The sequence below is a fragment of the Isoptericola sp. NPDC019571 genome (assembly GCF_044389385.1).
Taxonomy (GTDB): Bacteria; Actinomycetota; Actinomycetes; order Actinomycetales; family Cellulomonadaceae; genus Isoptericola; species Isoptericola nanjingensis.
In genome coordinates, this window is the sequence record NZ_JBIRXZ010000006.1 from 56,727 (window position 1) to 77,991 (window position 21,265).

17 protein-coding genes, 1 tRNA gene and 1 pseudogene are annotated in these 21,265 nt (G+C 73.4%); 7 read left to right on the top strand and 12 right to left on the bottom strand.

Features of this window, described 5'->3' with window-relative positions:
* Positions 1-126 precede the first annotated feature (126 nt).
* From ACH443_RS12205 to ACH443_RS12215, 3 genes are all read left to right on the top strand, one after another.
* A complete protein-coding gene (locus tag ACH443_RS12205) occupies positions 127-2,499 on the top strand; it encodes a transglycosylase domain-containing protein (protein ID WP_430590453.1) in 2,373 nt (790 codons plus the stop codon).
* Complete coding sequence (locus ACH443_RS12210; protein WP_430557664.1) at positions 2,496-3,425, top strand: metallophosphoesterase; 930 nt, start codon at positions 2,496-2,498, stop codon at positions 3,423-3,425. The genes ACH443_RS12205 and ACH443_RS12210 overlap by 4 nt, the downstream gene beginning before the upstream one ends.
* A gap of 93 nt (positions 3,426-3,518) precedes the next feature.
* Positions 3,519-3,595, top strand: a tRNA-Pro gene (locus ACH443_RS12215).
* A gap of 97 nt (positions 3,596-3,692) precedes the next feature.
* Here the strand turns inward: ACH443_RS12215 and ACH443_RS12220 are convergent.
* The 6 genes from ACH443_RS12220 to ACH443_RS12245 form a co-directional block, all read right to left on the bottom strand.
* Positions 3,693-4,553 (bottom strand): site-specific integrase, encoded by an 861-nt coding sequence (locus ACH443_RS12220; protein ID WP_430590454.1) that lies wholly within the window; start codon positions 4,551-4,553, stop codon positions 3,693-3,695.
* A gap of 90 nt (positions 4,554-4,643) precedes the next feature.
* A protein-coding gene (locus ACH443_RS12225) for an IS3 family transposase (RefSeq protein WP_430590455.1) occupies positions 4,644-5,827 on the bottom strand; the annotation gives its coding sequence in 2 pieces (ribosomal slippage) (positions 4,644-5,537 and positions 5,540-5,827; 1,182 coding nt in all).
* Between the two features lie 259 nt (positions 5,828-6,086).
* The gene (locus tag ACH443_RS12230; RefSeq protein ID WP_429766681.1) at positions 6,087-6,281 is read right to left on the bottom strand and encodes a DUF1737 domain-containing protein; all 195 of its coding nucleotides are present in this window, start codon (positions 6,279-6,281) and stop codon (positions 6,087-6,089) included.
* Between the two features lie 130 nt (positions 6,282-6,411).
* Positions 6,412-7,164: an AraC family transcriptional regulator gene (locus ACH443_RS12235; protein ID WP_430590456.1), complete on the bottom strand. Its 753-nt coding sequence runs from the start codon at positions 7,162-7,164 to the stop codon at positions 6,412-6,414.
* Positions 7,165-7,214: 50 nt separating this feature from the next.
* Positions 7,215-7,517 carry a putative quinol monooxygenase gene (locus tag ACH443_RS12240; RefSeq protein ID WP_429766677.1) on the bottom strand — a complete coding sequence of 101 codons (303 nt, stop codon included), beginning with the start codon at positions 7,515-7,517 and terminating at the stop codon, positions 7,215-7,217.
* A 256-nt stretch (positions 7,518-7,773) separates the two neighbouring features.
* On the bottom strand, positions 7,774-8,556 hold the full coding sequence (locus ACH443_RS12245) for a hypothetical protein (RefSeq protein WP_430590457.1): 783 nt from the start codon (positions 8,554-8,556) through the stop codon (positions 7,774-7,776).
* Between the two features lie 299 nt (positions 8,557-8,855).
* Here ACH443_RS12245 and ACH443_RS12250 point away from each other — a divergent pair, with 299 nt between their 5' ends.
* Positions 8,856-9,743, top strand: coding sequence for a hypothetical protein (locus tag ACH443_RS12250; protein ID WP_430590458.1), 888 nt, complete (start codon positions 8,856-8,858; stop codon positions 9,741-9,743).
* Between the two features lie 13 nt (positions 9,744-9,756).
* Here ACH443_RS12250 and ACH443_RS12255 read toward each other — a convergent pair.
* Positions 9,757-9,846, bottom strand: a pseudogene (locus ACH443_RS12255) (integrase core domain-containing protein); the annotation flags it as partial.
* Between the two features lie 280 nt (positions 9,847-10,126).
* On the opposite strand from ACH443_RS12255, the gene ACH443_RS12260 reads away from it, so the two are divergent.
* The 3 genes from ACH443_RS12260 to ACH443_RS12270 all read left to right on the top strand — a co-directional run bounded on the left by ACH443_RS12260 (position 10,127) and on the right by ACH443_RS12270 (position 12,875).
* Entirely contained in the window at positions 10,127-10,393 is a 267-nt protein-coding gene (locus tag ACH443_RS12260) for a GlsB/YeaQ/YmgE family stress response membrane protein (protein ID WP_429766673.1), read from the top strand.
* A 178-nt stretch (positions 10,394-10,571) separates the two neighbouring features.
* Positions 10,572-11,540 carry an epimerase gene (locus tag ACH443_RS12265; RefSeq protein ID WP_430590459.1) on the top strand — a complete coding sequence of 323 codons (969 nt, stop codon included), beginning with the start codon at positions 10,572-10,574 and terminating at the stop codon, positions 11,538-11,540.
* A gap of 87 nt (positions 11,541-11,627) precedes the next feature.
* The gene (locus ACH443_RS12270; RefSeq protein WP_430590460.1) at positions 11,628-12,875 is read left to right on the top strand and encodes an NAD(P)/FAD-dependent oxidoreductase; all 1,248 of its coding nucleotides are present in this window, start codon (positions 11,628-11,630) and stop codon (positions 12,873-12,875) included.
* A 23-nt stretch (positions 12,876-12,898) separates the two neighbouring features.
* On the opposite strand, the gene ACH443_RS12275 is transcribed toward ACH443_RS12270, so the two are convergent.
* From ACH443_RS12275 to ACH443_RS12295, 5 genes are read right to left on the bottom strand one after another with little or no spacing between them, the layout of a single operon-like run.
* On the bottom strand, positions 12,899-14,317 hold the full coding sequence (locus tag ACH443_RS12275) for a UDP-glucose dehydrogenase family protein (protein WP_430590461.1): 1,419 nt from the start codon (positions 14,315-14,317) through the stop codon (positions 12,899-12,901).
* The gene (locus ACH443_RS12280) at positions 14,314-16,968 is read right to left on the bottom strand and encodes a phosphotransferase (protein ID WP_430590462.1); all 2,655 of its coding nucleotides are present in this window, start codon (positions 16,966-16,968) and stop codon (positions 14,314-14,316) included. Before ACH443_RS12280 ends, ACH443_RS12275 begins: the two co-directional genes overlap by 4 nt.
* On the bottom strand, positions 16,961-18,748 hold the full coding sequence (locus ACH443_RS12285) for an ABC transporter ATP-binding protein (protein WP_429766667.1): 1,788 nt from the start codon (positions 18,746-18,748) through the stop codon (positions 16,961-16,963). Before ACH443_RS12285 ends, ACH443_RS12280 begins: the two co-directional genes overlap by 8 nt.
* Positions 18,741-20,006: a glycosyltransferase family 4 protein gene (locus tag ACH443_RS12290; protein WP_430590463.1), complete on the bottom strand. Its 1,266-nt coding sequence runs from the start codon at positions 20,004-20,006 to the stop codon at positions 18,741-18,743. The genes ACH443_RS12285 and ACH443_RS12290 overlap by 8 nt, the downstream gene beginning before the upstream one ends.
* Positions 20,003-21,259 carry a glycosyltransferase family 4 protein gene (locus tag ACH443_RS12295; RefSeq protein WP_430590464.1) on the bottom strand — a complete coding sequence of 419 codons (1,257 nt, stop codon included), beginning with the start codon at positions 21,257-21,259 and terminating at the stop codon, positions 20,003-20,005. Before ACH443_RS12295 ends, ACH443_RS12290 begins: the two co-directional genes overlap by 4 nt.
* Between the last annotated feature and the right edge of the window lie 6 nt (positions 21,260-21,265).

Here is a 21,265-nt window from a genome sequence, read left to right on the forward strand (position 1 = left end):
CCAGCGACCGCCCCGAGCGCCGTCGTCACGTCGTCCCGTCGCTCCCACGACGGGTCCACACGATCTGCACAGCGGGACCGGCGTCGCGGCCGTGCCGCCCCGGACTCAGCCCGTACCCTGGTGGGCATGGCCAAATCCGACCCTCGCCGCATCACGCGCACGATGCCGGCGACGCAGCTCGTCGCGCTGCTGCTCGCGTTCGTCCTCGCGGCCGGTGTCGGCGGCGTCCTCGCCGCCGGGCTGGTCATCCCGATGGTGGCGGGAGCCAACGCCGCGGCCGACAGCACCGTCGCGATCTACGACGAGGTGCCGGCGGAGCTGGAGCCGCGGCCGATGTCGCAGCAGTCGCGCATCTACGCCGCGAACGGGAAGCTGCTCGCCACGTTCTACGCGCAGAACCGCATCGTGGTGCCGCTGGACGAGATCTCCGAGCCGATGCAGCACGCGGTGATCTCCATCGAGGACGAGCGCTTCTACGAGCACGGCGGCATCGACGTGCAGGGCATGACGCGCGCGCTGGCCAACAACGTGGCCGGCCACGCCACGCAGGGTGCGTCGACGCTGACGCAGCAGTACGTGAAGAACATGCTCATCGACCAGGCCCTGCAGGACGGCGACCAGTTCGGCGTCATCAAGGCGAGCGAGGACTCGATCTCCCGCAAGCTCACCGAGGCGAAGATGGCCATCTCCCTCGAGAAGACGATGACCAAGGACGAGGTGCTGCAGGGCTACCTCAACGCCGCGCAGTTCGGGTCGCGCAGCATCTACGGCGTGGAGGCCGCGGCCCGCTACTACTTCGACAAGCACGCTTCCGAGCTGAGCATCGTCGAGGCCGCGACCATCGCCGGCATCACGAAGTCGCCGAGCCGCTTCGACCCCACGGTGAACCCGAAGGACGCCAAGGAGCGTCGCGACCTCGTGCTGCAGAACATGTGGAAGCTGGGGTACATCTCCACCGAGGAGCGCGACGAGGCGAAGGCGACGCCGATCAAGAAGTCGCTGGACGTCAACCCGACCGAGATCGGCTGCGCCGCCGCCAAGGACTCCGCGTTCTTCTGCGACTACGTCACCAAGGAGATCGTCACCAACCCGGTGTTCGGCGAGACGAAGGCCGAGCGTCAGCAGCTGCTGTACCGCGGCGGCCTCGAGATCCACACCACGCTGGACCCGAAGAAGCAGAAGGCCGCGGCCGCGGCGGTCAAGAACGCCGTCCCCGCGGGCGACTCGAGCGGCCTGCAGTCGGCCATCGCGTCCGTCGAGCCGGGCACCGGGAAGATCCTCGCGATGGCGCAGAACATCCCCTACACGCCCTCCGAGGGCAAGGAGGGGACCACGCGCGTCAACTACGCGGCCGACCCGACCCACGGTGCGTCCGGTGGTTTCCAGGTGGGCTCGAACTTCAAGCCGTTCGTGCTCGCGGAGTGGCTCAAGGAGGGTCACACCCTCTCGGAGCGCGTGAACGCGAACGAGGTCACCCGCGTGGTGGGCAACTTCCAGACCAAGCCGTGCGTCGGCTGGCTCGGCCCCGAGCCGTGGACACCGGGCAACGCCGAGGGCGGCGGGCAGGGCTACATCAGCGCGCTCGAGGCGACCTACCGGTCCGTCAACACGGCCTACGCGTCGATGGGCTACGAGCTCAACCTCTGCAACCTGCGCAACACCGCGTGGGACATGGGCTTCCGGCCCACCCGGTCCGAGGACAACAACGGTGCCGTGATCAACGAGCCGAAGCGGGACAACATCGACGTCCGGGCGCCGATGATTCTCGGCACCCAGGAGTCGACCCCGCTGTACCAGGCGGCGGCCTACGCGACGCTCGCCACCGGCGGCACCTACTGCTCGCCGGTCGCGATCACCGCGGTCTCCGGCCCCGGAGGCAAGGAGTACGACGTCCCGGACGCGAAGTGCGACAAGGACGCCCTGCCCTCCAACGTCGCGAACACCGTGGTGTACGCGATGGAGAAGGTCTTCACCGAGGGCACCGCGCGCACGCTGGGCGGTCTGGCGGACGGGCGGCCGGTCGCCGGCAAGACCGGTACGTCGAACGCGTCGGCACAGACCTGGTTCACCGGGTTCACGCCGAACCTCTCGACCTCCGTCTGGGTGGGCAACGCCGACAAGCCCAACGAGGACCACACCAACGGTGGGGTTGTGAACGGCAAGCCCTACCGCGTCCTGTACGGCTCGACCGTCGCCGCCCCGGCGTGGAAGGACTACATGGACAAGGCGATCTCGGGTCTCCCGGTGAAGGACTTCGGCGCCCCCGACCAGTCCATGATCGGTGTCTCGGCCCCGCCGCCCTCGTCGGGCGGTGACGACGGCGACGACACGAGCGACGACGGCGGCGGCGGCGACAAGGGCAAGGAGCCCAAGGGCGACGAGGGCAACGACCGCGGCGGCAACGGCAACGGGAACGGCCGCGCCGACGCGGCGGCCGCCTGGGACGCCGTCCAGAACGGTGACTGGGAGTCGCTCGGCGACGCCTGGGGCGACAACTGACCCCCGGCTGGCAGGTCGCCGGCGGGCTCGTCGCCGCCGGCGTCGCGGGACTCGGTTACGCCCACCTGGAGACCAAGCTCTTCACGGTGCGCCGGGCCACGGTTCCGGTGCTGCCCGCGGGCGAGCCCGAGCTGCGGGTGCTGCACGTGTCCGACCTGCACCTCACGCCGTCGCAGAGCCGCAAGATCGCCTGGGTGCAGTCGCTGGCGGAGTACGAGCCGCACCTGGTGGTGAACACCGGCGACAACCTGGCCCACCGGGACGCGCTCGGGCCGCTGCTGGAGGCGCTCACCCCCCTGCTCACGACGGCGCCCGGCGCGTTCGTCATGGGGTCGAACGACTACTACGCGCCCGTGCCGAAGAACCCCGCGCGGTACCTGCGCCGCGACACCCGCATCGTGCACACCCGCCCGGCCGAGCTGCCCTCCGACGAGCTGGCCGGCGCGATGGTCGCCGCCGGATGGCGGGACCTCACCAACCGCCGCGACACGGTCGAGGCCGACGGCCGGCTGCTGTCGCTCGTGGGCGTGGACGACCCGCACCTGGACCGTGACGACTTCCCCCCGTCGCCGGCCACCACCGGCGTTGCGCCGGACGACGCGGTGCTGCACCTCGGCGTCACGCACGCCCCGTACCGGCGCGTGCTGGACCGCATGCACGCCGACGGCGCGGACGTCGTCCTCGCCGGCCACACGCACGGCGGGCAGCTGCGGCTGCCGGGCGTCGGCGCGCTCGTCACCAACTGCGACATCGACCGACGCCGGGCCAGCGGCCTGCACGGCTGGCCGGGTCCGCGGCCCGACGAGACGGGCGGTGCGGGCTCCGCGTGGCTGCACGTGTCGGCCGGCGCGGGCACGTCGCCGTACGCCCCGGTGCGCTTCGCGTGCCGCCCGGAGGCGACGTTGCTCACGTTCACCGCCCGGTAGCCGGATCTCGTTTTCGTCCAGGCCCGATCGTCGGCTATTCTGAGCAGGCTTCCGCACGAGGACGTAGGTCCTGCGGCGTGGAAGCAAGTCCTTCGGGGTGTGGCGCAGCTTGGTAGCGCGCTTCGTTCGGGACGAAGAGGTCGCAGGTTCAAATCCTGTCACCCCGACCAGCCGAGAGGCCCTCTGACCAGCGGAAACGCTGAGCAGGGGGCCTCTCGCTTTGCCCATCGGGACGTCGAAATCGCCGTTGGGGGCGCAACTGGGGGCTTACGCACCGGCAGCGGAGTCGGTACCCGGCAGCTTGAACAGCGGTTCCATGTGCCAGTCGGGGGCGACGACTTCGATGGTGGCGAACGAGTTCATGAAGGTCGCACCGTCCTGAATCACCGGTCGTAGCTCGTGCCGGTAGATGCGCTCCGTGGTCGAGGTGTCCGAGTGCCCGACGACGTCGGAGATCTTCTCGACCGCGGCACCGCCCAGCGACATGAGCGAGACGAACGAGTGCCGTAGCTCGCGCGGCGTCCACTGGGCAGGGTCGATGCCGGGCACCAGCTTGAGCGCCGACCGGAACCCACGGCGCACGTTGGCTGCGTCCAGTGCCGTGCCGAGCGTCGTCGTGAACACGAGGCCGTGCTCCTTCCACACGGTGCCGGCCTTCACCTTGTCGGCAACTTGGTCGCGATGTCGCCGACGGAGGACGTCGGCAACGAGCTCGGGCATCGCGAGGGTGCGCCGCGACTTCTCTGTCTTCGTGTCTCCAGACTTCCGCACCGAGCGCCAGACGGCGATCGTCGGCGGCTCACCCTCGAGGTCGACCCGATCCCACGTCAGCGCGCGCATCTCCTCGGTCCGGATCCCGACGAGCATCGAGACGACGATGTACGGGTACATCCAGTGACCCTTGGTGAGCATGAGGACGTCGAGGGCCTGCTTGTCGGAGAGCGACTTCGACTTCCGTCCGGCCGTACCCCGGGGCGTCACCACGAGCTCGACGACATTCCGCTCCAGGAGGTCGCGCGCCATCGCCCGCTTCACGACGGCGTTGAGGCATGCCCTGACGTCCGTGATGGTCCGGGTCGAGTGGGTCGCGACCAGAGACTGCAGCAGCTTCTCGACGTGCTTGGCCACACATGTACTCGTGCTTCCTGACGGTCGCGTCGTCGACCTGGCCCTGCCCGTAGAGCAGGGGTCTGCTGCACGGGTAGGTGACAGTGGTTGTCAGGCGGCGAGTGCGACCTGAGTGGTGATGATGGCTTCGTACTCGATGGGGGTCAATCGTCCGAGGCGGGCCTGGCGGCGGCGTCGATGGTAGGTGCGCTCGATCCAGGTGATGATCGCGATCCGTAGTTCGGCCCGGGTGGTCCATCGGCGGCGGTCCAGGACGTTCTTCTGCAGCAGGGAGAAGAAGGACTCCATCGCGGCGTTGTCGCCCGCGGAGGCGACTTGCCCCATCGATCCGACCATGCCGTGACGGCGTAGCGCGGCCAGGAATTTCCGGCTTCGGAACTGGCTGCCTCGGTCGCTGTGGATCACGCAGCCGGTCACGTCGGCGCCCTCGACGTGGCGTCTGGCGACGGCGTTCTCCAGTGCCTGGACGGCCAGCCTCGACTTCATGCGGGCGCTGATGGAGTAACCCACGATCCGGTTGGAGTACACGTCCTTGATCGCGCACAGGTAGACCTTGCCCTCGGCCGTGGGGTGCTCGGTGATATCCGTCAACCACAGGCTGTTGGGCTCACTGGCAGTGAAGTCACGTCGCACGAGGTCGTCGTGCGCGGGCGGGCCGGGCTTCTTGCCGCCCTTGGTCGCCTTCTTCTTGCCGAACACCGACCACCAGCGCCCGTCGCGACACAGCCGCCACATCGTGCGGTCACACCCGACATGGCCTGCCTGGCGGGCCTCGTCGGCCAGGAGCCGGTACCCGAACTCCGGGTCGTCTCGGTGGGCGTCGAACAGGGCGTTGGCGAGATGAGCCTGCTCGAGGTCGGTGGCCGTGACCGGGTCGGCGAGCCACCGGTAGTAGGGCTGGCGGGCGATCTTCAGGACCCGGCACGTCACCGCGACGGGGATCCCCGCTGCGGCGAGCTCACTCACGAGCGGGTAGCTCATTTTCCCGGCAGGTGCGCCTGGGCGAAGTACGCCGCCGCACGACGCAGCACCTCTTTCTCCTGCTCCAACGCACGCACCCGCTTGCGCGCCTCACGCAGCTCGGCAGACTCCGACGCCGTCACGCCGGGCTTCGCGCCGTCCTCGACATCGGCCTGGTGCAGCCAGTTGCGCAGGCACGACTCGCTGATGCCGAAGTCCTTCGCGACCTGCTTGACCGGGATCTCGCCCTGCCGGGCGATGGCCACGACGTCGTCGCGGAACTCCTCGGGATGGGGTCTGGGTACGGGACACATCCTTCCAGCAGCACCCGCAGGCACCACAGGTCAGGTGTCACCTATCCGTGCAGCAGTCCCACCGCGACTTGAGCGTGTCGTCGGGTACGAGGTAGGCGGCTCCTACTGCCCGCCAACGGCGGAGCCCAGCACCAGCACGGCCGTAGCACCGGGATCAGGCCCCCCTGAGGTCCCCGGTATCGGGAACACGGGCTTTGCGCGCGCCTCGCTGGGGCGGAGGACCTCCACGATGGCCGCCGGCAGCCCACCTGAGGAAGCATCACTCCTCGGACGTCGACCGGGGCCACAGCACGGCCTGTGCGGCGATGACCCGCTCCCCGCTCAGGCTGATCGACGGTGACCCGTAGAGGCGGTAGCCCAGCGTCAGGGCTTCGGAGACGCGGCGGCAGAACGTCGCGTCATCCGGGCCGGTCAGTAGTCGATACACGGGAAGCCCGTCCGGCGGCTGAGTCATGCGATCTCCTTGCGGTGCGGGGTGGATCAGTTCTGCCACTTCCCCTGCCGGATGCCCACCACCGATGCTGACGCGGCAGCGGGACGCTCAGGCCTGGCGGGTGCGAGTCAGCGAGCTGGCGGCCGACAGTTCAGGACCGGAAACTAGCCCGGTACTGCGTGGGAGTACGGCCGGTCAATTCCTTGAATGCGAGGTTGAAGGCGGACAACGAGCTGTATCCGACGGCGTACGCGACGTCCGTGACCGGGGCCTCGTCGGCGGCGAGGTGCTCGATCGCGGCCGCGACCCGCATCCTGCGCAGCACCGCGCGCCACGTCATGCCGGCCTCTTTCTCGAAGCGGCGCGCGAGGGAACGCGGGGCGAGGCCCACCGCGTCGGCGACATCCTCGAAGCGGACCGGATCCGTGAGGCGTCGCTCCGTCAGCGCCAGCGCGCGGCGCAGCTCGGGCGAGCGGCCCGCCGGCACGACGACCGGGCTCGGCTCCCGGGCGAGCCGCCAGGCCACCGCGGCGAGCGCGGAGTACAGCGTCTCGGCGTACGCGGTCAGCGGTGCGTCAGCCTCGCCCCAGGCGCGGCACTCGGCCAGCAGCGCGTGCGCCAAGGGGTCGAGGTCGAAGACCGTCAGCGGAGCCGGCGGGGGCGGCACCCAGGCCGTGTCGAAGAGGACGGATGCGGTCGTGGCCGGCCGCGGGATGCTCACCCGGATGGATCGGCCCGCCTCGATCAGCGCGGCGCGCGCCGGCGGCAGCAACCATGCCTGGCCCTGCGCCTCCAGCCGGAGGGTTCCGGCGGAGGCGCAGAGCAGGTAATGGCGGTCCGGGCAGAGGTCGCGGGCGGGCTCCGGCGCGAACCTGCGGACGAAGCTGGACGCGCGGCGGGTCATCGGCGGTCTCGCACGGCTCGATCCTAGGCGGCTGGTCGTGGCGCCGTCGGTCAGGCCACCGACTCAAGCAGGTCAGCACGGAAGCGCCGGCTCACCGTCGTGCCGTTCTGCAGCGGGCGGACCGACCCGCCTAGGCGCGCGAAGGAGTCGGAGCCCAGGTAGCGGGCGAACGAGGCCTCGTCGTCCCACTCGTGGACCACGGCGATCGCGGTGTCGTCCTCGCGTGCGGCGTAGACCCGAAAGGCGACGTTGCCGGGCATCGCGCGCACCAGGTCGGCCTCCGCATCGAACCGGGCGAGGGCGGCGGGGCGGTCGGCTGCGGCGGTGTGGAGATCGAGGATCGCGATGAACATGGGGCCTCCTGACGTGGGCGGCGGCTGCCGCGGAACGGGGACGACCCGATCCTCCGGCAGGGTCGACGCGGCACGCTCCCGCCGGTCGGACACGTTCACGCGTCCACCGGACGCGAGGTCATATCGCTGGAGTTGCCGCTGGCCGGCGCCCCGTCCTGCCTTCTTCCCGCCGCAAGCTCGCGACAATGGCCAAGGTCAGCCACTGATCAAGTGGTACCCGGGTGGGCGTTCACCGACCCTGAGTGTCCGGTGCGTCTCAGTGCGTCGTGACGGGTCGCAGGTACAGGCCGGCGCGGCAGCCCAGTTCTCCCGGCTCGAGCAGGATCCGGTCGAAATCGGTGAACCGCCAGGCCTCCTCATCGTCGGGCCGGACTGCCACCACGCAGTCGCGCGTGCCCAGCACCTGGACGGCGACGACGAGCACGTCCTCCTCCCGTTCGGCGTCGACCGCGGCGTCGTCACCGAGCGCGGCCCACACCGCAGGCCCGACATCCGGGGGCTGCGTGCCGTCGGGTAGCGCATTGAGGACCTCGAGTACACCCGACTCGAGGTCGGCGCGCTGAGACGCGACGGGGGTCGGCCGCGGTGTTGCCGCCGTGAGGGGCTCTGGACAGTCGATCTGATCGTGGTCGGCGACACCGTCCGGGTCGAACTGGTGCACGACGAACCGAACGCACGTCGTGCGGCTCCCGGAATTCCTTCCGACGTCGAACAACCCGACGCCGTCTTCGTGAGCTACGTGGACGGTGACAGCCAGGTCGACCTGCGCGCCCCTGTCGTCGTCCGTGCGGCCTTCCCAGGCGAGCGGCACCACGCCGTACGAGGCACCGACCACGTCATGGGGAAAACGGGGGTAAGCCACGGCGCCCCGGGTCACGGACTCAGCATCCAACGCCTCACCTTGCACCTCCTGGATGTCGTCCGCGAGGCCGACGATCACGTCCCCGTTGAGACTGCGCGCCAACCGCTCCCCGCTCTGCGGAGTGAACGCGACATACCCGATCACGGCGGGGACTCCGAACACGAGCGCGAGGAACACGAGTGCCCCCGCCCGGCCGCCTCCGCCGCGCGCCGACCGGCGGGTGCGCTCAGGCGCGACGTCAGCGCCCCAAGGATCGATCACATCCCGGATCATCTCGGTGCGGGCGGGCCAGCGGCAAGAGTCGGCCGATGCCGGGACTCCCCCGGCGGGCGACTGCTGACCTGCAGCGACGATGTCATCGCATCAAGGTGCGAGCCCGACTGCTCTGCCGTTGGCGCCGCTCATCGGGCCGCTCGGAACCGGCGGCAGCCAGCGGGAGGCTGGCGCTCCGGGCAGCGGTCCGCCAGGATCGTCGCGTGCTCAACGCCGAGGGCAAGCCACAGCGTCGCAAGACCGGCCTCTTCATGAAGGTCCTGGGACTCGTCGCGCTCCTCGCGATCGTGCCGACGATCGCCACCATCTACATCGTGAACAAGCTGGTCGACGGGCCCGTCCGCGACGCCGCCGGGATCTTCGTCGCGGAAGACGGCGATGCTCTGGCCGCTGAGCTCGGGGAACGCGTCGCGATCGGGATCGCCGACGACGTCGAACCGTCCTACGACGAGCCCGCCGACGCCGCCGCGATCGTTCAACGACCCGCGATCGTGTCGCCGCGGCTGCCGCAGGGCGAGGACGGCGTGTCCTACTCGGTCGTCGCCCTCGCCTGGCAGGGGTCTTCCGGCGACCACGACGGAGCGGTGATCGACCTCGCCATCGTGGTCAACGTCGATCACATCGACAGCGTCATGGGCGATGCGGGTCGCAACTCGGGGAGCTCGAGGTCCTGCTGGCGGTTCGTGGTCCGGGCATCCGACCTGGACGACATCGCCGACTACGACAAGGTCGACTGCCCGAAGGCCTCGTCGCCTGCCCAGCCCTCGCCGACGCCGCCTCCGTCCCTCGACGAAAGCGAGAGCGGCGAGGTACGGCAGGTGCTGGACCGGCTCCCCGACCGAGCGAGCCCGGACGACGCGATCGCGGCCCTGCGCGCCGTCTTTCCCCGGGTCGACGTCGTCCGGGCGGAACGGACAGCCGACGAGCCCGTCGCAGCCGTGGGCATCACCCAGGCACGCGACTGCATCGTGGCCGTGCGCCCGGACGGCAAGCCCACGTGGCAGTTCACTGCCTTCGACAGGATCCTCATCGGACCCGGCGGGTCGGGCTGCACACCGAGCCTTGACACCAGCCCGGTCACCACCCACTAGTTGTACCCGGCCATCACGTTGGTTGCAGTCGGCTGATTGGTGGTCGTCCGTCGAGTGCGCTGTGGCGGCGTTCAGTGTTGTAGTGCTCGATCCAGGGCGCAAGAGTGTCCCGCCCCGGCTCTGATGGAGGCGCCGTCGGGGCCACGGGGCGCCTCTCCGTGATGATCGCCGCTGGAACGGTCGCCGGCCTCCGGCGACGGACGCTAGCGCCACAACCGTCAGCAGGCGCGGCGAGACCGCTCGGCTACCTGCGGGGCCGCCGTGTGTCCTTCGCCACGTGCCCTTCAGGATGCGAGACACGAAGACCCGTGGAAATGTCCCGGCCCGGCGCAGAAGTGCGTTTCGCTGTGAAGTTCTGATTCGCGAACGAAAAGGAGATTGTCGTGAGCATCATCGGGTGGATCCTCATCGGGCTCATCATGGGAGCAATCGCCCGGGCCATCGTTCCGGGTGCGCAGAAGGGCGGCTGGATCGTCACGCTGCTGCTCGGGATCGTCGGCGCGCTCGTGGGTGGGTTCATCGCATCGGCTGTCTTCGGCACCAGCGTGAACGACGAGTTCTTCGACCTCGGCACGTGGGGCTTCGCCCTCGTCGGGTCGATCATCGTCGTGGCGATCTGGTCGTGGGCCACAGGTCGCAAGCACGCCTGACTCTCCATCGCTCGCCCCCTGCGCACCACGACCCGCGCAGGGGGCGAGTGCCGCAGTCCTGGGTCCGGCCGCGCGCCATGGCCGAGATACTGATCTCGATCGGCAACGGCGTCGCCATGCAGGCCCACGGCGGAGAGCCCGGCGTCGACAGTGTGCTCGAGGTGCGGAAGGGATGACGATGCGCGGACGTGCGGTGGTCGCGGGCTGGAACGGGTTCATCGGGCACCGGCTGGTGGCCGACCTGACGAAGCGTGGGTACGACGTCGCCCGCGTCGGGCGCACGGGTCCCGAGGCCCGCTGGGGCGACCCCGCCGCGCTGGCCGCCGCCGTCGACGGCGCCGACCTGGTCGTGAATCTCGCGGGCAAGAGCGTCGGCTGCCGGTACACCGAGGCGAACCGCGACGAGATCCTGCGCTCCCGGGTCGCCACCACGCGGGCGCTGCACGAGGCGATCGCGGCGGCCGCGGCGCCCCCACGACTGTGGCTCAACGCGAGCACCGCCACCATCTACCGGTACGCGGCGGACCGACCGCAGACCGAGTCCGACGGCGAGCTCGGCACGGGCTTCTCCGTGGACGTCGCCCGCAGCTGGGAGCGCGAGCTCTTCGCCGGCGACCTGCCCGGCACGCGCCGCGTGGCGCTGCGCATGGCGATCGTGCTCGGCGGGCCGGCGTCCGACCTGCTGGCCCGGATCGCGCGGCTCGGCGTGGGCGGGCCGCAGCACGACGGCTGGTGGTTCCCGCACCGCCGCTACCGCGGCATCGGCGACGAGCCGACGGGCGGCCCGTTGCCGGTCCACCGCTCCGGCGGCCGGCAGAGGTTCTCGTGGATCCACGTCGACGACGTGCTCGCCGCGATCCGGTTCCTCGACTCCCACGACGAGCTCGCCGGGCCGGTCAACCTGTCCTCGCCGCACCCGAGCGACAACCGCACCCTCATGGCCGAGCTGCGCCGCGCCGTCGGCATGCCGGTGGGCCTCCCCACCCCGCGCTGGCTGCTGGAGCCCGCGCTGTGGGCGCTCCGCAACGAGTCCGAGCTGGTGCTCAAGAGCCGCTGGGTGCTCCCGGAACGGCTGACCTCCGCCGGCTTCGAGTTCTCCTGGCCGCAGATGCGGCCCGCGATCGCCGACGTCGTCGGGCAGCGCTGACGCGTCCGGGCGGAGGGTCGCCAGCAGCGCGGAACTGTGGCACCGTCGGCCTCGGCAGCCCTCTTCCCCGCTGGTCAGGAGTCCACCATGCCCGCGTCGTCCACCGCACCCGTCGTCGTCGTCGGAGGCGGCCTGGCCGCCGCCAGGGCCGTGGAGGCCGTCCGGGAGCAGGACGCCGACGTCGACCTCGTCGTCGTCACCTCCGAGGGGCACCGCCCGTACGAGCGCCCGCCCCTGTCGAAGGACTACCTGCGGGGGCAGGCGGAGCCGGACGTCATCTACCCGCTCAAGGCGGGCTGGTGGGACGACCACGCCATCGACCTGCGCACGCTCACGACCGTCGTCGACCTCGCCCCGGCCGACCACGAGGTGACGTTCGCCGACGGCTCCACGCTCGGCTACTCGAGGCTGCTGCTCGCGACCGGCTCGACGCCCCGCGCGCTCCAGGTGCCGGGCCGGAGCCTCATCGGCGTGCACACCCTCCGGACGGTCGACGACGCGGACCTGCTCGCCGGCCTCCTGCTGCCCGCGTCGCTCGAGGGCGAGGGCAAGGTCGTCGTCGTCGGGGACGGCTGGATCGGCACCGAGGTGGCGGCGTCCGCCCGGATGCTCGGCCTGGACGTGTGCCTCGTCGGCCAGACCGAGCACCCCCTCCAGGCCACGCTCGGCCCGGAGCTCGGCTCTTTGTACGGGAAGCTGCACGACGAGCGCGGCGTCGTGCGGCACCGCGGCGACGTCGTCGCGTTCACCGGGGAGTCCGGGCGGGTCAAGGGCGTCGAGCTGGCCGACGGCACCCACCTGGAGGCCGACCTCGTGGTGATGGGCGTGGGCGTGACGCCCAACGTCGGCATCGCGTCGGCCGCGGGCATCGAGCTGCGCTCGCGCGACCTCGGCGGCGGGATCCTGGTGGACGGCACCTTGCGCACCTCGGCGCCCGACGTCTTCGCCGCCGGCGACATCGCCTCCGTCCCGTCGCCGCACTACGGCCGCCCGCTGCGCGTGGAGCACTGGGCCGTGGCGCAGGACACGGGCGCGCACGCCGGCCGCGCGATGCTCGGCGACGACGCCGCCTACGACGTCCTCCCCTACTTCTTCAGCGACCAGTACGACGTCGGGATGGAGTACAAGGGTTTCGTCGACCCGCGCGCCGGCGACACCGAGGTCGTGATCAGCGGCTCCGTCGACGACCGCGAGCTCGTCGCGTTCTGGCTGCGCGACGGCGAGGTGCAGGCGGGCATGGCCGTCAACGTGTGGGACCGCATGGACGACGTCGAGGAGCTCATCCGCTCCCGCCGGCAGGTCCCCCGCGCCGAGCTGGAGGCGTTCACGGGCTGACGTCCCGTGAGCGTCTCTGTCCGTCAGGAAGACGGAGTCGAATCCTGACGGACAGGGACGCTCGCGGGGCCGACGGCGGGGCGGCCGAGGGCGCGCACCCGCCAGCCGGCGGCGGCCCAGCGGTCGGCGTCGAGCGCGTTGCGACCGTCGACGACGACGCGGCGCGCGGGCTCGAGGGCCGCCGGGTCGAGGTCGCGGAACTCCTGCCACTCGGTGAGGTGCAGCACGAGGTCGGCGCTGGCGACCGCCTCCTCGACGGTGTCCGCGTAGCCCAGCGTGGGGAAGGTGCGCGCGGCGGTGGCGTTGGCCCGCGGGTCGTGCACGCGCACGTGCGCCCCCTGCAGCTGCAGCTGGGCGGCGACGTTCAGCGCGGGCGAGTCGCGCACGTCGTCGGTGCCGGGCTTGAACGCCGCGCCCAGGACGGCGACGCGGCGCCCGAGCACGCTGCCGCCGCACTCCTCGACCGCCAGCGCGACGGTGCGCGACCGGCGCCGCATGTTGATGGCGTCGACCTCGCGCAGGAACGTCAGCGCCTCGTCGACGCCCAGCTCGCCGGCACGCGCCATGAGCGCGCGGATGTCCTTGGGCAGGCAGCCCCCGCCGAACCCGAGGCCCGCCGACAGGAACTGGTGCCCGATGCGGGCGTCGTGCCCGATCGCGTCCGTCAACGCGACGACGTCGCCGCCCGCCGCGTCGCACAGCTCGGCGATCGCGTTGGCGAACGAGATCTTCGTGGCGAGGAACGCGTTCGCCGCCACCTTGACCAGCTCGGACGTGGCGAGGTCGGTGACGAGGAACGGCACGCCGGCGTCGACGACGGGCGCGTACAGCTCGCGCAGCGCCTTCTCGTGGCGCGGGTCGGTGACGCCGACGACGATCCGGTCCGGTCGCAGCGTGTCCTCGACGGCGCGGCCCTCGCGCAGGAACTCCGGGTTCCACACGACGCCCACCTCGACGCCCGCGGGGGCGAGGCGGTCGGCGAGCGCCTGCAGCCCGCCGGCCGTGCCCACGGGGACGGTGGACTTGCCGACGAGCAGCGCGTCGCCGCGCAGGTGCGGCACGAGCGCGGCCACGGCGGCCTCGACGTGGCTCGTGTCCGCGGCCATCGAGTCCCGGCGCTGCGGCGTGCCGACGCACACGAAGTGCAGGTCCGCGAACGCGGCCGCCTCCGCCGGGTCGGTCGTGAACCGCAGGCGCCCGGCGGCGGTGTGCCGCTCGACGAGCTCCGGCAGCCCGGGCTCGTAGAACGGCAGCCGGCCGGCGGCCAGGTCGGCGATCTTCGCCGGGTCGGTGTCCAGGCCGAGCACGTCGTAGCCCAGCTCGGCCAGGCACGCGGCGTGCGTCGCACCCAGGTAGCCCGTGCCGATCACGGTGACGCGCGCGGGCTCGGGCACGGCGGTGTCGGCAGCGGTCGCGGCGGCGGTCGTGGTGGCGTGCGTCATCGGTCCTCCAGGGTGTGCAGGGCGGGCTCGAACGGCAGGGTCCGGTCGAGGTCGGTCAGGAGTGCGCCGGGCACGTCGCGGGGCGCAGGTCGGAAGGCGTACACCGCGGCGAGGCGGGCGCGGGCGGCGGTCGCCCAGGCCCGCAGCGCGGCCGGGTCGGCGCCGGTGCCGTGGCCGTAGCCGTAGCCGTCGACGACGGCGCGGGCCACGCGGGCTGCGCGGGCGGGCGGGCACAGGCCCTGGTGGGCGCGCAGCTCGAGGTGCACGAGCAGGTTGGCCAGGTCGAGCGCCGGGTGCGCGACGGCGGCGAGGTCCAGGTCGAGCAGCCCGACGCGCACCCCGTCCCCGGGCACCGCGTCGCTGTCGATGTGCACCAACAACTGCTTGTCGTGCAGGTCGCGGTGCGTGAGCACCGGGGGCGCCGCGGGGCCGGCGGCCAGCGCGGCGCGCACCCGCCGGACGACGGCGTCCGCGGTGGCGTCCGTCGTCGCGCCGTGGGCGGCGGCCAGCCCCCACCAGCGGGCGACGACCGCACCCTCGGCCACGGCATCGTGCGCCGCGACGCCCGACGACGGCGGCGCGTCCTGCAGCCGCCGCAGCCCGCGCCCCACGGAGCGCCCCGCCTCGTCGAGCACGGGGTCGGGCACGTAGGGCTCGCCCAGCAGCTCGTGCAGCGTGCGCCCGGGCAGCGCGGTGGTGGTGACGAACCCGTCGCCGCGGCCCACGACCTCCGGGGTGGCGAACGCCGACGACGGCACCGCCACGTCCCCGGGCTCCCGGCCCCGGCGGGTCACCTTCGTGTACGTACCGGCGGGGTCGCGCACCACACCGCGCCGGCCCGAGCGGTGCGCGACGAGCATCGCGCCCTCCCGCACCCGCGCGGCGAGCGACGGCAGGTCCGGGTCGGCGCCGTCGGGCTGGAGCACCAGCCCGCCGCCGGCGACCTCCCGCGCCCGGGCGTCCACCCGGGCGGCGAGGCGCGCTGCCGTGCGCACGTCGGCGTCCCAGCGGCCGGCGACGACCCGGCCGTCGGCCTCGGTGCCGACCACGAGCAGGCGGTCCGCGCGCCGCGGGACGACGGCCGAGAGCCGCCGGCCGTCGTCGGCGAGGACGTCCGCCAGCTCGCACGCGACCGGCGCGTACCGGATCCGCTCCGCCGGCGGGCCCGTGCCGTCCTGCGCGGTGGACGTCGCGGGGATGGCGGGCGGTGCAGGCACGGCGGGCGCCCCGGCCGTGCTCGCGGCGGTCCCGGCGCGGTGGCCGCTGCGCGACGCCGCGGCGTCGAGCACGTCGCCGAGGTCACCGCCGGCGCCGTCGAGGACGTCGCGGGCGAGGCCGACGAGCCGCACGGTGCGGCCCGCCCAGCCCGTCTCCCGGCGACGGAACGGCTCGGTGGCGCGGCGCAGCAGGTGCGCCGCGGTCGCGTGCCGCAGCGCGGTCCGGTCGGGGGCCGGCGCGCCCGCGTCGTCGCGCCCCGCGAGGACGGCGGCGAGCCGGGCGGCCGCCGTCGGGACCCCCTCGTGCGCCCGGACGAGGCTCGCGGCCAGGGACCCCAGGTCGTCCTCGGGTGCGCCCCACCGTGCGGCGTCGCCGTCGACGAGCCAGAGCGCGCCGGAGGGGTCGCGCACGAGCTGGTCGAGCGAGAGGTCGCCGTGCAGCGGGACGGCACGGCCCGGGACGACGGACAGGTGCTGGTCGAGCGCGTCGGCCAGCGGCCCGACCGTCTCCGTGAGCCAAGGCAGCAGGCCCGCGACCGCGTCGGCCACGGGCCGCAGATCGCCCCGGGCGAGGTCACCCCGCGCGGGCCGCGGCGGCATCGCGGCGGCCGACCCGTGCAGCGCCGCGACCGCCGCGCCGACGTCGCGCAGCCCGGCGTCGCCGAGCGCGCCCGCGGCGTCGAGGGCGTCGAGCGGGTCGCCGTCCACCCAGCGCGTCACGACGACCCCGCGGCTCTCGTCGTGCGCCAGGACCCGCGACGCGGGCACGCCCGCCGCGGCGAGCAGCCCGTACCCGGCGACGGCGCGCGACACCGCCGTCGGCCGCACCAGGCGCAGGAGGATGTCGTCGCCCCCGTCCGTCGCCACGTGCAGCACCGCGCGCCGCTCCGGGTTGTGCCGCACCAGCCGGACCGTCGCGTCCGGCCCGGCGCCGTCCGGTCCGAGTCCGTCCGACCCGACGCCGGGCAGGCCGAGGTCGGCGAGCATCGCCGACGCACCGCCGCGAGCGAGGAGCCGGGCACCGGGCAGGTCGCGGTCGGCCGCCCAGCCGGTCACGACCAGCCCGGCGTCCGCGTCCGCCAGCACGACGTCGTCCGGCGCGGCGCGGCGCAGGGCCTTGTCGAGCTTGGGACGGGCGTGGTCGGCGTAGGCGCGTACGAGGAGGTCGCGCGGGGCGCCGACGTCGGGCACCCACCGCGCGGCGAGCAGGCAGCTCGTGCCCGGCTTGTAGCGCAGGTAGGGCCGCGTCACCACGCCCGACGTGCCGGTCGCCGTCGCTATCCGCCGCGCCAACGTCGCCGGGTCGAGGAGGTCGGCCAGCGCGGGCACGGCCGGGTCGCGGGCGACCAGCTCACGGTCGGCGACGTGGTCGGCCAGGCGGACGGCTGCACCGTCCATGGTGCGACCGGGCGTCTCGATCAGCCGCTCAGTCACGCCCCACCCCCGCGGGGGCGGCCGCGCCGAGCACGGCGTCGGGCGGGCCGGACGCGACGATCCGCCCCGCGTCGAGCCGCACGACGCGGTCGCAGTCACGGGCGGCGTCGAGGTCGTGCGTCACGACGAAGGTGGTGCGGCCGCGGGTGAGGCGGCGCATGGCGTCGACGACCTCCCGTTCGGTCTGCTCGTCGAGGCCGGTCATGGCCTCGTCGAGCAGGACGACGGGGGCGTCGAGCATCGCGGCACGCGCGATGGCGATGCGCTGCCGCTGCCCGCCGGACAGGGTCGCGCCGCGCTCCCCCACGACCGTGTCGTAGCCGTCGGGCAGGGCGGTGACGAAGTCGTGCGCGCCCGCGACGCGGGCGGCGCGCTCGACCTGCGCGTCGGTGGCGTCGGGGACGGCGGCGGCGATGTTCTCGCGCACGGTCCCCCGGAACAGCACGCTGTCCTGCAGCACGACGGCGACCGACTGCCGCACGCTGCGCAGCGTGAGGTCGCGCAGGTTGTGTCCGTCGATCCGCACGACGCCGGAGTCGGGGTCGCGCAGGCGGGACAACAGCGAGACCAGGCTGGACTTGCCGGCCCCGGACGTCCCGACGACCGCGACCCGCTCCCCCGGCCGCACCGCGAGGTCGAGCCCGCGGAGCACCGGGTGGCCGGGCACGTAGGAGAACCACACGTCCTCGAACCGCACGTCGCCGCGGGCGTCGCGCAGGGGCCGGGCCCAGCTCGCGTCGACCACCTCGGGGCTGCGCTCCAGCACCTCGACGACGCGCTCGCTCGACGCGCCGGCCTGCGCGATGCGGCCGGTGTACTTCGCGATGTCGCGCATCGGCTTGAACGCGGCCTTGAGGTAGGTGAGGAAGACGGTGAGCTCGCCCGGGGTCAGCGCGCCGTCGAGCACGCGCTGCGCCCCCACGTAGAGCACGACGGCGGTCGCGAGGCCGACCAGCACGTCGGTGGAGCGCTCGAGGCCGGCGGACAGCCGCTTCGCCTTGACCCCCTCGCGCAGGGAGGACGTGTTGGACCGGGCGAACCCGGCACGCATGCGGTCCTCGAGCGAGTACGCCTGCACCACCTTGACGGCCGCGAGCGACTCGGTGGCCAGCGACGCCAGCTGCCCCTCGGCCTTGCGCTGGTCGCGCGAGACGTGCCGGATGCGCCGCGACAGCCGGCCGCTGGTGAGCAGGAAGACGGGCAGGACGACGAGCATCACGAGCGCCAGGACCGGGTCGAGCACCGCGACCACCACGACCATGCCGACGAGCGTCACGACGTTGCCCAGCATCGGCAGCATCGCGGTGACCGACACCTCCTTGAGCCGCCCGACGTCGCTGGTGAGCCGGGTGACGAGGTCGCCGGTGGTGGAGCCGTCGTGGAACCTCAGGCTGAGCCGCTGCAGGTGGTCGTACAGGTCCGCGCGCACGCCCGTGAGGACGCGGTTGCCGGCCAGCGCGAAGCACACGGTCATGGCGTAGGCGGCTCCCGCCCGCAGCAGGACGACGACGAGCAGCGACCCCGCGGCGAGCGCGATGACGAGCCCGAGGTTCGCGGGCGCCGGCCCGGCGACGCTCGACCCGGTGGCCGCGACGATCCCGTCGACCACGTACTTCAGCGGCCACGGCTCCAGCAGCCGCATCGCGACCTCCGCGAGCAGCGCCAGGCCGCCCAGCACGAGCAGCCTTCGCTCGGGCCGCACGTGGTGGCGCAGGTGCGGCCAGAACCGGCGGAACGACCGGCCGGCCGCCCGCACCGACCGCTGGCGACCCTCAGCCACGGCGACCACCCCCGGCGCTGGAGCCGGCCTCGGCAGGCTCGACCGACGAACGGGTCTCGACGAGCTCGACCGACGGGACGAGCCCGGGCAGCTCGACCCCGGCGAACCCCAGCGCACGGCGCACGACGGCGGACCAGTCGTGCCGCTCGACGGCGACCTCCCGGGCTCGGGCGCCGAGCGCGGCGCGGCGATCGTCGTCGTGCGCGAGCGCGACGATGGCGTCGGCGAGCGCCGCAGCACGACCCGGAGGCACGAGCACCCCGGCGTCCCCGTGCTCGAGCGCGTCGGGCAGCTCGCCCACCGCGCTCGCCACGACCGGCAGCCCGGCCGCCAGGTACTCGTAGACCTTCAGCGGCGAGAAGTAGAAGTCGTCGAGGGCGGGGTACGGCGCCACGGCGACGTCGGCCCGGTGCAGCAGCGCGGGGACCTCCGACGGCGCGACGGCGCCCGCGTGCTCCACGGCGTCCGCGACCCCGAGCGCGTCGGCCCGGGCGAGCACCGCCTCGCGCTCGGGACCGTCGCCGACGAGAAGCAGGCGTGCGTCGGGCACGCGGGCACGCACGCCGGCGAACGCGTCGATCAGCACGTCGAGGCCGTGCCACGGCTTGAGGGTGCCGACGAACAGCACGGTGAACGCCGTCGTCTCCTGTCGACCCCAGCACCGACCCGCGGCCGGAACGATCCGCCCGGTGTCCACCCCGTTCGCCAGCACGTGGACCTTCTCCGGGTCCTCGCCGGCGCGATCGGCCGCCCAGGCCGCGACGGGGCCGCTCACGGCGACGACGGCCGTCGCGGCACGGACGGCCGCGCGGACGCAGCGCTCGGCGGCCGCCTCGTCGACGAGCTCGCGGTGCGTGCGCTGCTCGGCGACCAGCGGCGCGTTCACCTCGAGCACGCTGGGGACGCCGTCGTCGGCGGCCCAGGCGGTGGCCGCCGTGCCCCAGAGGGAGTAGCGCTCGTAGACGAGGTCGATCCCGGCCCGCTCGTGCAGCGCGTCCAGGAGGTCGCCGACCCGGGCGTCGGCGTCCTGCAGGGCACGCTCGCGTCCGGCGGTGGAGCCGGTCGGCGCCACCGGCACGCGGTGGACGACGACGCCCCGGAGGTCGTCGGGGGTGTCGTCGCCGGGGCGCGTCGTGACGACGTGCACCTCGGCGCCGGCACGCACCAGCTCGCGCAGCACCGCCTGGACGTGCACCGACGACCCCTTGCGGCCGAACACCGGGACGCCCGGGTCGGAGCTCACGTACGCGACCCTCATGCCGCCCTCCCCTCCGCGGCGGGTGCCGCGCTCTCCAGCACGTCCAGCAGGCGGCGGGACGTGCCGACGACGTCGAACTCGGCCTCGATGCGGGCGCGCGCACCGTCGGCGAGACGGGCTGCCTCGCCAGGGTCGTCGAGCAGGGCGCCGAGCGCCGCGGCGAGCGCGGGGGCGTCGCCGGGCGGCACGAGGCGGCCGGTCTCGCCGTCGCGCACCGCCTCGGGGATGCCGGTGACCGGCGTCGAGACGACGGGGGTGCCGAGGGCCATCGCCTCCAGCAGGACCGTGGGCAGGCCGTCGCGGTTGCCGTCGGCGCCGAGCACGCACGGCGCGGCGAAGACGGCGGCGCGGGCGACGACGTCACGCACCCCGTCCTGCGGCAGCGGGCCGTGGAAGGTCACGTGCTCAGCGCCGTCCCGCAGCAGGCCGAGCACGGCGGCGCGGTCACGCAGCTCGGCCTCCTCCGGCCCGGAGCCGACGAGGTCGAGGTGCACGTCGCGGCCGGCCGCCACGAGGAGGGCGAGCGCGTCGAGGAGGTCGCCGAAGCCCTTCTTCTCGACGAGGCGCCCGACGGCGCACACGCGCCCGGGCCGTCGCGGCGCCGTCGCGCGGGCGTACTCGTCGAGGTCGAGCCCGTTGTACACGCGTACGACGGCGTCCGCGGCGGGCCCGTAGGTGTCGCGCAGGTGGGCGAGGTTGTGGTCGCTCACGGTCACGACGGCGCGCGCGTCGGCGAGCTTCGTCCGCAGGTCGGCCGGGTTGACCGACTCGTGGAAGATGTCCTTCGCGTGCGCGGTGAACGTGTACCCGATGCCGAGGACGGCGGCGGCGAACCGCGCGACCGTGGTCGCGACGGACCCGAAGTGCGCGTGCAGGTGCGTCAGGCCGGCGTCGTGCGCGGCGGACGCGACCCACAGCGCCTGCACGGCGTCCTCCGGGTCGGCGGCGAGCAGGTCCGCGAGCACGGCGGCGGGCAGGCTGCGCAGGTCGAGCCGGTCGTGGGCCTCCGCGAGCGCCGACCACGCGTCCGACGCGCGGGTCGCCCGCGGCACGAACCGGACCGGCGCGGCGACGTCGGCCAGCGCCGCGTGGAAGCGGGTGTCGACGGGGGCGCGCAGGGAGAAGATCTCGATCTCCACGCCGCGGCGCTCCAGGCCGCGCACCTCGTTGACGATGAACGTCTCCGAGAAGCGCGGGTACATCTTGGTGACGTAGCCGACGCGCGGAGTCGGTGCCGTCGTCGAGGGAGTCATGGGGGT